Genomic DNA, 12,782 nt, shown 5'->3' on the forward strand with positions numbered 1-12,782 from the left:
TACATGCTTCAAACATTGATTGACACCGATACACGGTACTTCGTACGCAGATGATAACTTTGACAGGTGCCGTAACTTCTTCCCGCCTCACCGGCAAATGAAGTCAGTCAGTTTTAACGCTTGATTACTTTAGAGGCCTTACTATGAAAACTTTAATTGCACTTTTTCTTGCTGGCTTTGCAACGCTGGCCGTTGCAGGTGAAACTTCCACCGTCCAGCCTTCAACTGTCGAATCGTACAGCTACGGCACAAAACTGGATATTGCACGGGTCATCAGCCTGTCGACCATTCCCGATGTGTGTGAAGTCGTACCGGCAACCATGATCTATGAAGACTCCCAGGGCCAGCGTCACACCCTTGAATACAAGGCTATGGGCGACGGTTGCAGTTCGCACTGATCTTCAGTGGCTGCACCCACGGATGCGACCCCAGCCCCCTCTTCAGAGGGGGCTTTTTATTGGGCGTCGAAAAAACAATGAAGATTGTTACTGATCTGGAAAGACTGCTTGGCGATCTTGTGACTTTAATAACGGTGCAAGGGGCGTATTCTATGTTCATCCCTCAACGCAACATTGAAACAGGGCACGGTACTTCGTATTGCGTCACGCTCCCCCGATGACGTAATAACTTCTCCCGCCAAACCGGCAATTGAAGTCAGTGATTCGTGATTGTTTTAAGGCCTCGATAATGAAACGTTTGATTGTTCTTGCTCTCCTTGCTTTTTCAACACTGGCGGCGGCTGAAGACGTTAAAGTTGCGCCACAACAACCGGCTGTTGAACATTACACTTACGCCACCGACCTTGATATTGCCACTGTCATCAGCGTGACCCCCATCGCGGATGTCTGCGAAGTTGTACCGGCGCAAATGACTTACGAAGACCATCAGGGTCAGCGTCATATTCTCGAGTACCGTGTGATGGGTAATGGTTGCAGCAACGGCTAATACCCGCTCCCGAGGTAACGATCTACCAGGCCTCCGTTTAACGGGGGCTTTTTTATGGGTGCCATTGGGCGGTACTCTCGACTCAAACCATTGGCAAGGAGCCATCCCCCCATGCAGACCTCACCCACACTGCAGACCCAGCGACTCATACTGCAGCCACTGCAACTGAGTGACGCTCCCGCGGTCCAGAAACACTTTGCCCAGTGGGAGGTCGTGCGCTACTTGAATGCACTCGTGCCCTGGCCCTATCCAGCCCATGGAGCAATGGACTATTTGCGCGATGTCGCGCTACCGGCCATTGCACGCGGCGAAGAGTGGCACTGGACGATTCGCCTGTTGTCGCAGCCTGACGAATTGATTGGCTGTATCAGTTTGATGGATGCCGTCGACAACAATCGTGGATTCTGGCTGGCACCGCAGTGGCAAGGCCAGGGCCTGATGAGCGAAGCGTGCGGGACAGTCGACCGCTTTTGGTTCGAGACCTTGGGGCGCGAACGTATGCGGGTGCCAAAAGCCGCCCCCAATGTGGCGTCGCGACGAATTTCCGAACGGGGCGGAATGCATTGGGTCAGCAGCGAAGAAAAGGATTTTGTCAGCGGCAGGTTTACCTGCGACCTATGGGAAATGACCCGGGAACACTGGTTGTCGCGGCACAAGCGCAACAATTAAAGCGGGGGTAAAAACACCCGGCCCTGTCAAAGGTTACGATCAGGGCCGGGTTAAAACGCTCAGCGGGCGATTCGTCTCAGGTGAAGAGAATCAGTCTTTCTTCTCGGAAATCACCTTGCCGGTCGAATCGAAGATAATTTCATATTCCAGGCCATCGACCTTCTTGATCCCTTCTGCTTTCCAGATGCCGGCGGCAGGATCCTGAGCTTCGATTTTCTTGATGACGGTGTAGCCGTTCTTGTTCTTGAGCACTTCTACCAGTTCTTTGGAGAATGCCCAGTTGGGGTCAACAGGCTGAGCCATCGCTGCACCGGCACTCAACAAAGCAGCAGTAGTGATCACAGCAGCAAAGGTTTTCTTCAACATTGTCTTAACTCCATTAATTGATGTTGCGTCTGGTACTCAATGTGACTGGAACAACCGTAGCAGAGAAAATCCCGGCCATAGGGCTAATTGACATGCTTTTGACCTGGCTCATGTTCTCGTTACCTCCAGTGCGGGGTTAGAATGCGCAAAACCTGGAAAATTCAATGAGTGAAGCACGCCCCACAGAAGCCGAAAACGATGCCATCACTGAAGCTGCGGCTCAGTGGTGCATGCGTTTGCACGAGCCCGATTGCACAAACCAGGAACGTGAAGCTTTTGCTGCGTGGCTAAATGCCGATCCCCGGCACGCCGTTGAATATGAAGCGATGCTGGACATCTGGGATGTCAGTGAGCACCTGACGCGCTCCGCGCCTGCCGAGGCCCGGGTGGTTGCATTGCCCAGCGCGCCACGTCGAAGCGCCTGGCAGCGTGTTGCCGTGGCCGCGGCCATCACTCTGCTCGCCGCCCCGGTAGCGGCTTACAGCGGCTGGCTGCTGGGCTGGATTCCCAATGCCCATGAACGCTTTGCGGCCGATACCAGCGCGAAGACGGTGACACTGCCCGATGGCAGTCAAGTCGAGCTCAATCTGGGTACACACCTGACGTTCAGCAACTTCAAGGATGAACGCCGGGTGATCCTGAGCAAGGGCGAAGCGTTTTTCAAGGTCAGCCATGATGCCTCGCACCCGTTCCTGGTCCGGGCCGCAGAGGGACAGGTTCGGGTCACAGGCACCCAGTTCAATGTGTGGATGTACGAGGATCAGGTACGGGTCACGCTGCTGGAGGGCTCCGTGCTGGTGACCAGCAACAAGAGTCTGAGTGGCGACGGCTTGCGTCTGGAGCCGGGGATGCAGGCGCGCTACAAGGCGGGAGACTACGCAGCGCAAATCAGCCAGACCCCAGCCGGCACGCCGGATCTGGCGTGGCGTAACGGCAAGCTGGTACTCGACAACCTGTCACTGGCCGATGCCTTGCCCCTGATCAACCGCTACCTGGATCGCCCTCTTTCCGTGGCCGACAGCGCCACGGGCAAGCTGCGTATCGGCGGGGTGTTCAATACTCGCGAAATCGATCACTTGGTCACGTCCCTGCCCAAGGTCTTGCCGGTGTACCTGAGTATCAATGCGCAAGGCTCGCCGGTGCTGAACGCCCGGCCCTGAAAACTCAGCGTGCCTGTGAAAGACCGCACAGATTAAAAAAATTTAATAATCAGTCCAAACCCCCGTCCACACTGGACGCGTACGCGTTTGAGATGAATTCACGACAAAATTTCTACATTCCAATATTCATGATTTCAGCCGCTCATTCGTCTAGTTAACCAAGAGCGCTTTTTTATTTTTTCCTGATCAGGCTCTGAAAAGGAGTTTTTTGCATGCACAACCAGCACATACCAACGGATGGTAGCCACCAGCATCGCGACGCAGCTTTCCAGCCCGACTCGGGGTTGTTGCAAACGCTGACTCCCTTGCAGGGCAACGAACGGATTCGCCACTTACTCAAGTGCTTCGGGCTGCGTACCAGCCTGGTGCGCCTCAAGGTCATTGACGCACTGCTCACGGCTGCCGGCAATGATCGCAGGCTGGGGGTGCGGGGCATGCACAGCCATTTGCAGGCACTGGATATTCCACTGTCATTTCTGAGTGTGCGCGAGGTACTCAAGCGCTTGTGCAGCGAAGGGGTGGTGGTGCTCAACAGCGACAAGAGCTACAGCCTGCATCCGCAGGCTGAAGCCGTTTTGACAGGGAAGATCGAAGCTTAAATCTTGGTCTTGCGGCGCATCACGCCATTGATCACGACCACGATCACGGCCACGCCGATAGCGACGTACTGGAACATTTTTTCAGTGATCATGCCGGCGTTTTGCATGTACGAAAGACCAAACATGATTCCCAGAACCACCAGTGAAATCAAAATCGAGTATTTCAAGCGCTGCGAAGGGGTCATAACCTGTTCCTGAAAGTAAGTCTGAAAGCGAAAACCGGGACCTGACAAATATGTTCGGTTTTCGATAATAAATTGAAACATTCGAGGTCTCATCTTACAGCCAGAACAGTTTTTTAGCTGCTATGGCTCTAACCATGAGGATCCACACATGTTACGTCGAGTCACCAGGCTGGTTCCGTTGTTGCTCATCCTGGCCATGAGCGGATGCGTGATTTTTCCAGGCCATGGATGGCATGACGGTCACCGTCATCATGATGGCGGTCCAGGCTATTACAACCGTTACTGAAACGCCTCCTGCCCTTGTGGGAGCGGGCTTGCCCGCTTTCACACAGGGTGGGGAGTCACATTTCACAGCAGGTCAGAAGTCCCGCTTGTAGAAGATATCCAGCGAGCTTGCAAAGCCGCTCGCCACTTCGACATACACCCGCTTGCTCAACTTGTAACGCAGGGCAATGGTGCTGGCAGGTTCAAACACACCCACCCCGTAACGCACGCTCAGGCGCTCGTTGATCTTGCCACTGGCCACCACAGACGTGTTGTTGCCACTGCCTTCGGTGTCGAGTTCAAACTCCTTGATCCCCAAATGATTCGCCAAACTGGTGGTGATCCCCGAGCTGCCCAACAACCCCAGGCCCAGAGCCGCTTGTGCCAGCAGGTTTTCATCTTCACCGGTGCCTGTCAGCGGACGCCCCAGAATCAGGTACGACAACGCCTGCTCCTGGCTCATGGCCGGTTCCGAGAATATTTGCGTGGTTGGCTGTTCGGCGCTGCCCGTCAGACGGATACCCGCGATCACGTCGTCAGTCTGGCGAATCGCTTCGATATCCAGATACGGCTGGTCGATCGGCCCTGCAAACAACAGACGCGCCCGGCGAATGGTCAGCTTCTGGCCATAGGCGCGGTAGCGACCATTGTTCAGGCGCAACTCGCCGCGGGTATCCAGGTTGTTGCCGATATGGACCTGCCCCGCCAGATCGGCGCTCAGACCAAAGCCCGAGAACGTCAGCAGTTCCTGGCCCACTACCACGGTGATATCCATGTCGACCTGCATCGGCGACGCCTCATCAGCGGCCTGCTGGCCTACGATGACCGTGTCATCCGAAACCTTCACCGTCGAAGGCGGCAATTCGCGAACTACGATTTCACCTTTGGGAACATTGACCCGACCCGCGATCAACAACGTGTTGTCGGGACTGAGGGTGATTTTCAGATCCGGAGCGACTTCCAGCTTGGCGTAGGGCTCGACCGTTACCGGCAGGCTGTTGCCCTTGACCAGGACGTTGACCGCCATGTTCTGGCCCCACGCCACATTACCGCTGACGCTGCCCTGTCCTTTCTCGCCGCTGGTCCAGCCGCCATTGAGCAGAGCTGTCTCGCCATTGATAGCCACCGAAAGCTGCACATTTTCGAAGTTGGTCGGCAACTGCGGTCCAGAGATTTCACCCTCACTGAGGGCCACATTACCGATGACATGGGGCGCCAGCAAAGCCCCCGAAATGGTGCCCGTACCGTTCAACTGACCGGTGAGCTTTTCTACCATCGGCGCAAACGGACGGATCATCGAGATGTCCAGCCCGGTCAGGCGGAACTCCCCGCTGATCGGTTTGCTTTTAGGCAGCGGATTGATTCGCGCCGACAGCATCAGTTGCCCCAGCTTGCCACCGTCGAAATCCAGGCGGGAATCGACACGGTTAGGGGTCAGGTTGCTGGTCAGCTTGAACGCCTGGTACGGGAAGTCGACCCACTGCCCCTTGTCCTTGAAGAGCAGCGTGCCACCGCTGGCATCGACCACGATCTGACCTTTGGGCCCGCTGGCAGGCAGGTCCAGGATCAAATCGGCATTGAGGTCGCCCTGCCATTGAAAGTCCTTGGGCAGCCACTCGGCCAGGCTGTCGAGGGGGAACTGCTTGAGGTGCAGACGCAGTTTTGGATCAGGCATCAAACGCTGTTCTTCGCTGCACAAACTGGCCGGGCCTGAAATCCAGCACTGCGAGCCCAGATTGACTCGGCCATCGGCCAGACGCTCCAGCCTTGCCGGATTTTGCAGCACCCAGGCCTGCCCACCGGCCTTGACGTCACCGCTGGCCAATCGACCGCGCCAATTGTCCTTGTCCAGGCCGCCATCCAGTGCCAGGGCCAGTTGCAGCATCGGCCCTTGCACACCCAGCTTGAGCTGCTGGCGCTTGATATCGCCACTGGCGTTGGCGGTCAGCACACCGAGCTGAGTGTCCCCGACCTGAATCCCGCTGCCCTTGAGGTCAAGGCGGCCACGCTGATTTCGATCGAGGTTGGCATCCAGGGTCAGGTTTTGCAGCTGATTATCGGCGAAAGCCAACTGCTGGCCATTAAGCTTCACCGTGCCTTGGGGCGCTTTCAGGGTGCCCCCAGCATCGACACGACCCTTGAGCTGGCCACGCAGTTGCGGCCAGAGCTGCCCCAGGCGCGGCAGGTTGAGATCCAGTTGGGCCTTGAGTTGCTGCTGCAACGTGGCGGTGCCATTGATCCGGTTGTCACCCAAGCGAATATCCAGCGCACTGAGCGTCCAGGCTTCTCCCGCACCGTTGGCCTTGGCCTGCAACACTGCTGGCAAGCCGCGTAAACGGCCTTTGAGATCAAGGTTGGCATCCAGCTCAAGACGCTCATTTTTGAACGAACCTTTGCTGCGCAGCGGGCCTGCCAGCGTACCCGGCAATTCGGCCACCCAATACGCAGGGTTGATGGCACTCAAGTCCAGTGCCATGTCCCAGGCCACACCCTCGGCGAACTGCACATTGACGTGCCCCTCGGCCTTGCCCTGCCCGGCGACCAGTTTCAGCTGTGGCAAAAATATCTTGCCCAGATCGCCGCTGAACGGGCTGCCGAGGCTGAACTTGCCTGCTGGGCCATCGAGATCGGCCTGGAAGTTGCCCAGATATTTGCCATCGCGATAGGAGACTTCGCCGACAAACTTGCGCAAATCCACATCGGGCTTGTCGATCACCGGGTACAGGTTGTGCCACGGGAATTCCAGCCAGTCGATTTTCGCCTCGGCACTCAAGCCCTCCTGCCAGTCCACTTGCCCTGACAGCTTCAAGCGCTGCAGCGGACTGGCGGTCAAGTCCAGCGCTGCGATTTGCGCGCCCTTGGCATCTACCCGACCTTTGAGCAGCAGATTCACCGGCTCTTTTTCAGCGGGCAATGTGGCGCTGCCATTGAGTTCATAACCGTCTTTAAGATCGCCCTTGGCTGTCAGCAACAGCTGGTTGAGCACCAGGGTATCCGGCAGATCGGGACTGGCCTTGAACGGCTCGGCGGTGATTTTCAACTGCGCCGGCAGATTGTCCGCCAACGGCTGGATCTCCCCCGTCAGGTGTGCAGTGAGATACCCGCTGGTGTCGGCCAAAAGGTTGAGGGTGGTGCGCAGATTGCCTTCAACCTTGAGCACCACCTCCAGCGTCTTGTCGTCCGGTGCAGGCAGGCTGATAGTGCCTTGCAGGGTCAACGGCCAATCGCCATAGGGTTGTAGCAACCCGGACAATTCAACGTTCAGGTCTTCACGCTCGACCTGTACCGACTCGATTTCCAGGCCCTTGGCTGTCCATTGCGCCGACATCTGCATGCCTTTGAGCTGTTCGATGCCGTTGAACAGCACATTGCCGACTTTGACCACCCCCACCTCAATCGCCAGGGGCAGTTTCAGTTCCGGCAGACTGACCGGACCGCTGCTGCTGTCTTCACTGGGCGGGAATTGCAGGCTGATAGTCTCGGCCTGCAACTGATCGATACACAGGGTCATACGGGCCAGGCAACCCGGCGACCAGGCAAATATGGGCCTGCTGACCTCTACCCGACTGGTGCCTTGCTCCCACAGCAGGTGATCGGCACCCCACTGACCGCCCAGGCGCCCGGCAAAATTTTCAACCTGCAAGCCTGGCACCTGACCCAGCACCCAGCGGCTGCCCGCCTGCGTACCGAGAATCACGCCCACGCTCACCACCACCAGCAGAACCAACGCCAACAGCACCAGACCCGCTATTTTCAAACCACGAATCACAGTTCTGGCCCCATCGAGAAGTGCAAACGAACACCGCCATCGTCATCCAGCGCATGGGCCAGATCCAGACGAATCGGGCCTACCGGCGAGATCCAGCGAATACCCACGCCGACCCCGGTTTTCAGACTCGGGAAGTCCAGCGTATTGAACGCATTGCCCTGATCGACAAAGGTCGCCCAACGCCATTTTTCGGCGAACTGATACTGATATTCGAGACTGCCGGCCAGCATGTAGCGCCCGCCGATACGATCACCTTCTGCGTTTCTCGGTGACAGGCTCTGGTAGTCATAGCCACGCACGCTTTGATCACCACCTGCGAAAAAGCGCAGGGACGGCGGAATCGACTTGTAGCCGTTGGTGGCGCTGCCGCCAAACTGAATTCGCCCCAAAAAGCGGTGCTTGTCCCACAACGTGGTCAATGCCTTGAATTTCACATCGCCGTGAAACAGATTGGTGTCAGACAACAGCCCCTCCTTGGCCACTTGCATCTCCGTGACCACGCTGTAGCCGTGGCTGGGATCGATACGGTTGTCACTGCGCAATACCGAATAGCTGACACCCGGCATCAACAGGGTGCTAAGACCCGAGTCGTCGCCCAGACGGTATTCTTCGTGCTGCCATTTGAGCGACACGATTCGCGTCCAGCCATTGTCCAGTTTGCTGTGCCACTCGGGGCCGACCGTGAGCAGTTTGCTCAGGGTATCGGTGTTGGCGATTTCTTCGTTTTGATAGCCCGCGGCAAGACGCAGCTTGTCGGTCAGCGGCGGATCCAGCGGAATGTCATACCAGGCGCCGACGTTTTGCTTGGGCTGGGAAATTTCGGATTCAAAGCCGTAACTGTCGCCCCGGGGATTGCCCCAATGGCGCATCCAGCTGGCTTTGCCACGGGCTCCGGTGTCGGTCGAATAGCCAAGGCCCAGGGTCATGGTGCGCGGCTTGCGGGTTTCCAGATCAACATCAATCGGAATCACTTGCCCCACTGCGGTACTGGGCGCGGCATCGACGCGCACGACTTCAAAATACCCACTGCTTTGCAGATTCTGATTGAGTTCGGCGACCAGTTCAGAGTCGTAAGGGGTGTCCGGCTTGAAAGGCACCATGCGGTCCAGCAGGGTTTGGTCAAAAGGTGCATCGCCCGCAAAAGTGACTTTGCCAAGCAAAAAACGCGGCCCGCTTTCGTAGACCAGATTGATATCCGCAAACCCGCCCTTGGGATCGACCAGAAGTTCGTGCTGAGTAAATTTGCCGTTGAAAAAACCGTAACGCAGGGCACGGTTTTGAATCATTCGCTTGGCGTCTTCGTAATTCCCCTGATTGAGCACCGCACCCGGTTTCAGATCATCACTGGCCGGAATTTGAAAGGCTTTAAGAGCGGCTGCCGGGCCTTCGACGCGCACGTTGACGTTGCGCAGATGCACCGGCTCGCCGGGATCAATGCTCAACACCAGACGCGGCGGATCGCCGGGTTTGACCTCGGCTTCTATAGAGGGATGGTAGTAGCCCAAGGCCTGGGAAGCTTTGAGGGCCTGCTCCTGAGCGCCACGTTGAAAGCGCAATAACGCTTTCTCGTCACGATCACCGAGACTGCCTATGTAGCCTTCCACGTTGGCCTTGAGGGCATCGTTTGCCGGTTTGACTCTGACCACCAACTCGCTTTGGGCAGACACCGCAAAGCTGCTGAGCAGCAGGACAACACCACTGGTAAATCTTCCTGAGAACTTCATAGGCGCGGATGCTATCACGGGCTGGGGGGCTCATAGAGCGCGCCAACGGGCAAAAATTTCGTCTTCAGGCCGTTGCTGTATGCGACACCTGCGGATTGGCATGGAAGAACACATGTTCTACAACGGGCCCAATGGCAACTTCACCGATTTCCACATAGCCCTGGCGTTTGTAGAACTCCAGGTAATGCGGGTTGCCGGTGTCGAGTACCACGCCTTCGGAATGCTCATCCTCGGCGCACCAGTTATGCACCGCTTCAAGCAACTGTTCACCGTAGTGCTTACCCTGGAACTCGGGGTGAATCCCCACCAACGGCAGCATATGCACCGCATCCCCCGGAACGCAGGCCTGCACCGCCTCGTGATAGGCCAGATAGCGCCTCGTACAGTTCAAGCCGGTACTGAGCACCATACGCAACTGCCACGCCCAGCTTTCAGTGATACCCAGGCGCCGTTGCGGTGGGGCAATCAGGGCAATGCCCAACAGACGGTCGTCCACCAGCAACCCCAGCGCTGGCAAATCCTGCAGAAAATGCTGTTTGACCAACTCCCGTACCGTAGCCCGAACCCGCTGCTCGTAACCACTGCGCTCGGCGTTGAACAGAAAGCGAAACGTCGGCTCATGGCGATAAGCCTGATACAGCAAGGAACGCGCTTCTCTTGAATAACCACTGTCGAGCAACTGAATCTGACTGGTGGCGTTCGACGTTTGCGTCATGCGATCAACCTCCCCGGCGCGGCCTCAATAGCGGCGCTTCCAATGGGTACGAACCCCCGAGGGCCACAACAGTTCAATCATGGCCAAGTGCATCCTACGTTAGCAGTGCATTTGCCCTACTGCACGCTGGCAGCTAGCATCGCAGTTTTGCTCAGGACTGCCCGCCCATGAAAATCGTTTCATTCAACATCAATGGCCTGCGCGCTCGGCCGCATCAGCTGGCAGCGCTGATCGAGAAACATCAGCCTGACGTGATCGGCCTGCAAGAAACCAAAGTCCATGACGACCAGTTCCCCCTCGCCGACATCGAAGCGCTGGGCTACCACGTTCACTACCATGGCCAAAAAGGCCATTACGGCGTGGCCCTGCTCTCGCGTCAGGCGCCCCTGGAATTGCACAAAGGCTTTGCCAGCGATGAAGAAGACGCACAGCGGCGTTTTATCTGGGGCACTTTCGCTGACGAAAACGGCCAACCTGTCACCATCATGAATGGTTACTTCCCACAGGGCGAAAGCCGCGATCACCCTACCAAGTTCCCGGCCAAACAGCGTTTCTACAGCGACCTGCAGCAGTTGCTCGAAAGCCGGTTCAGCAACGAACAACCGTTGGTGGTGATGGGCGACATCAATATTTCGCCACAAGACTGTGATATCGGCATTGGCCCGGACAACGCCAAGCGCTGGCTGAAAACCGGCAAGTGCAGCTTTTTGCCGGAAGAGCGCGAATGGCTGGAGCGCCTCAAGGGTTGGGGATTGGTAGACAGCTTCCGCTACCTGCATCCGGATGTGGCCGACCGTTTCAGCTGGTTTGACTACCGCAGCCGCGGCTTTGAAGACGAGCCCAAGCGTGGCCTGCGCATTGACGTGATCCTTGCCTCCCAGGGGCTGGTGCCACGAATCAAGGCAGCAGGCGTCGACTACGACCTGCGCGGCATGGAAAAACCGTCAGACCATGCGCCGATCTGGCTGGAATTGAGCTGACCCACAATCCCGGAACTTTGTGTCATCGGCTTGAAACGTTCCTGACTTAAATTGCAGACATTTCTATGGCTCCAGGAAGGTGCCCCTCAATGCTGCGCTTTATGTCGTTGACCCTGTTATGCACGATGGCCACCCTGGCCATCGCTGCAGACTTGCGGATCCAGGGCTCCAACACTATCGGTGCCAACCTCGGGCCATCACTGGTGGCAGCCATGCTGGCCGAGCAAGGTCTGCACGACATCCACAGCGTCCCGGTCATGCCTCCCAACGAGCACAGCATTGTCGGCACCAACGCCCAGGGTCAGCAGATTCGTGTGGATGTCGCAGCTCACGGTTCTGGCACCGGCTTCACTGCCCTTGCAGCCGGCCAAGCGGATCTGGTGGCCTCATCTCGGCCCATCAAGGACCGTGAACTGGTCGACCTCGAACGCCTCGGGGACTTGAAAAGCCCGGACGCCGAGCAAGTCATCGCCATCGACGGCCTGGCGATTATTCTTCACCCGCGCAACCCGCTGAATCAGCTCAATACCGAACAACTGGCACAGGTTTTCAGCGGCCAGATCAACCGCTGGGAACAAGTGGGCGGTGTCGGCGGCACGATCCACCTGTATGCCCGGGATGAACAGTCCGGCACCTGGGACACGTTTAAAGAGTTGGTACTGAACCGCAACAGGCTCGCCCTGAGCCGTACCGCACACCGCTTCGAATCCAGCGAGCAGCTATCGGATGCCGTGAGCCACGACCCCCAGGCCATCGGTTTCATCGGCCTGCCTTATATCCGCCAAGCCAAAGCCGTCGCCATCGTCGACGGTGCATCCCAGCCCATGTTGCCGCTCTCCAGCCTGATCGCCAGCGAGGACTACCCCTTGTCGCGACGACTGTTCTTTTACTTGCCGCCCTCCTCCAGCAACCCTTGGGCCAGGGCACTGGTGACGTTCACCCAAAGCCCTCAGGGTCAGACCATCGTCGCGCAGAACGGCTTAGTCGCCCAAAGCGTGCAGGCCGCACGTGTTCTGCCCGGTGCCCATATGCCCGCGCAGTACCAGACGCTGACCAGGCAGGCCCAGCGCCTGACGGTCAACTTTCGCTTTGAAGAAGGCAGTGCATCACTGGACAACAAGGCGCGCCAGGACTTGCTGCGAGTCATCGACTACTTGAAGACCCACGAGAAGATGATCAATCAGGTGACGCTGGTGGGTTTTGGCGATGCCAAGGACGATCCCGAGCGGGCACAACTGCTGTCAAAATTGCGGGCAATGGCCGTGCGCCGCGAGCTGGTTAAAAGCGGCGTGATACTGCGCGAAATTCGTGGTTACGGTCAGCAAATGCCCGTGGCGGCCAACACCGAAGATGAGGGCCGCATCAAGAATCGTCGGGTTGAGGTGTGGGTATATTGACCAGACTCC

Annotated in this window: 13 protein-coding genes; 8 read left to right on the plus strand and 5 right to left on the minus strand. The window is 57.4% G+C overall.

Annotation, left to right across the window (positions count from 1 at the left end; translation table 11 throughout):
• The first annotated feature begins 143 nt into the window (after nt 1-143).
• The 3 genes from VSQ83_RS16640 (at nt 144) to VSQ83_RS16650 (ending at nt 1,614) form a co-directional block, all read left to right on the plus strand.
• On the plus strand, nt 144-398 hold the full coding sequence (locus VSQ83_RS16640) for a DUF2790 domain-containing protein (protein ID WP_133077910.1): 255 nt from the start codon (nt 144-146) through the stop codon (nt 396-398).
• A gap of 289 nt (nt 399-687) precedes the next feature.
• Complete coding sequence (locus VSQ83_RS16645) at nt 688-945, plus strand: DUF2790 domain-containing protein (protein WP_133077911.1); 258 nt, start codon at nt 688-690, stop codon at nt 943-945.
• A gap of 111 nt (nt 946-1,056) precedes the next feature.
• Complete coding sequence (locus VSQ83_RS16650; RefSeq protein ID WP_219262097.1) at nt 1,057-1,614, plus strand: GNAT family N-acetyltransferase; 558 nt, start codon at nt 1,057-1,059, stop codon at nt 1,612-1,614.
• 90 nt (nt 1,615-1,704) lie between these two features.
• Here VSQ83_RS16650 and VSQ83_RS16655 read toward each other — a convergent pair whose 3' ends face one another.
• A complete protein-coding gene (locus tag VSQ83_RS16655) occupies nt 1,705-1,980 on the minus strand; it encodes a PepSY domain-containing protein (RefSeq protein ID WP_016782369.1) in 276 nt (91 codons plus the stop codon).
• Nucleotides 1,981-2,144: 164 nt separating this feature from the next.
• Between VSQ83_RS16655 and VSQ83_RS16660 the strand changes: the two genes are divergently transcribed.
• Together VSQ83_RS16660 and VSQ83_RS16665 are read left to right on the plus strand one after the other, a co-directional pair.
• Complete coding sequence (locus tag VSQ83_RS16660) at nt 2,145-3,140, plus strand: FecR family protein (RefSeq protein WP_326427219.1); 996 nt, start codon at nt 2,145-2,147, stop codon at nt 3,138-3,140.
• 212 nt (nt 3,141-3,352) lie between these two features.
• A complete protein-coding gene (locus VSQ83_RS16665; RefSeq protein ID WP_326397578.1) occupies nt 3,353-3,739 on the plus strand; it encodes a fe2+ zn2+ uptake regulation protein in 387 nt (128 codons plus the stop codon).
• Here the strand turns inward: VSQ83_RS16665 and VSQ83_RS16670 are convergent.
• Nucleotides 3,736-3,924, minus strand: a complete 189-nt coding sequence (locus VSQ83_RS16670; protein ID WP_019828355.1) for a hypothetical protein — start codon at nt 3,922-3,924, stop codon at nt 3,736-3,738. The two genes, VSQ83_RS16665 and VSQ83_RS16670, sit on opposite strands and share 4 nt — an antisense overlap.
• 148 nt (nt 3,925-4,072) lie before the next feature.
• Here VSQ83_RS16670 and VSQ83_RS16675 point away from each other — a divergent pair, with 148 nt between their 5' ends.
• A complete protein-coding gene (locus tag VSQ83_RS16675; protein WP_219262096.1) occupies nt 4,073-4,210 on the plus strand; it encodes a hypothetical protein in 138 nt (45 codons plus the stop codon).
• Between the two features lie 72 nt (nt 4,211-4,282).
• Here VSQ83_RS16675 and VSQ83_RS16680 read toward each other — a convergent pair whose 3' ends face one another.
• From VSQ83_RS16680 to VSQ83_RS16690, 3 genes are all read right to left on the minus strand, one after another.
• The gene (locus VSQ83_RS16680; RefSeq protein WP_326427220.1) at nt 4,283-7,957 is read right to left on the minus strand and encodes a translocation/assembly module TamB domain-containing protein; all 3,675 of its coding nucleotides are present in this window, start codon (nt 7,955-7,957) and stop codon (nt 4,283-4,285) included.
• The gene (locus tag VSQ83_RS16685) at nt 7,954-9,681 is read right to left on the minus strand and encodes an autotransporter assembly complex protein TamA (protein WP_133077916.1); all 1,728 of its coding nucleotides are present in this window, start codon (nt 9,679-9,681) and stop codon (nt 7,954-7,956) included. Before VSQ83_RS16685 ends, VSQ83_RS16680 begins: the two co-directional genes overlap by 4 nt.
• Before the next feature lie 64 nt (nt 9,682-9,745).
• A complete protein-coding gene (locus tag VSQ83_RS16690; protein ID WP_133077917.1) occupies nt 9,746-10,396 on the minus strand; it encodes a GNAT family N-acetyltransferase in 651 nt (216 codons plus the stop codon).
• A gap of 167 nt (nt 10,397-10,563) precedes the next feature.
• Here VSQ83_RS16690 and xthA point away from each other — a divergent pair, with 167 nt between their 5' ends.
• On the plus strand, nt 10,564-11,376 hold the full coding sequence (xthA, locus tag VSQ83_RS16695) for an exodeoxyribonuclease III (RefSeq protein ID WP_219262094.1): 813 nt from the start codon (nt 10,564-10,566) through the stop codon (nt 11,374-11,376).
• Nucleotides 11,377-11,465: 89 nt separating this feature from the next.
• A complete protein-coding gene (locus VSQ83_RS16700) occupies nt 11,466-12,773 on the plus strand; it encodes a substrate-binding domain-containing protein (protein ID WP_442800235.1) in 1,308 nt (435 codons plus the stop codon).
• Nucleotides 12,774-12,782 lie beyond the last annotated feature (9 nt).

Origin of the sequence: Pseudomonas sp. DSV-1, assembly GCF_035830915.1 — a bacterium.
Taxonomy (GTDB): Bacteria; Pseudomonadota; Gammaproteobacteria; order Pseudomonadales; family Pseudomonadaceae; genus Aquipseudomonas.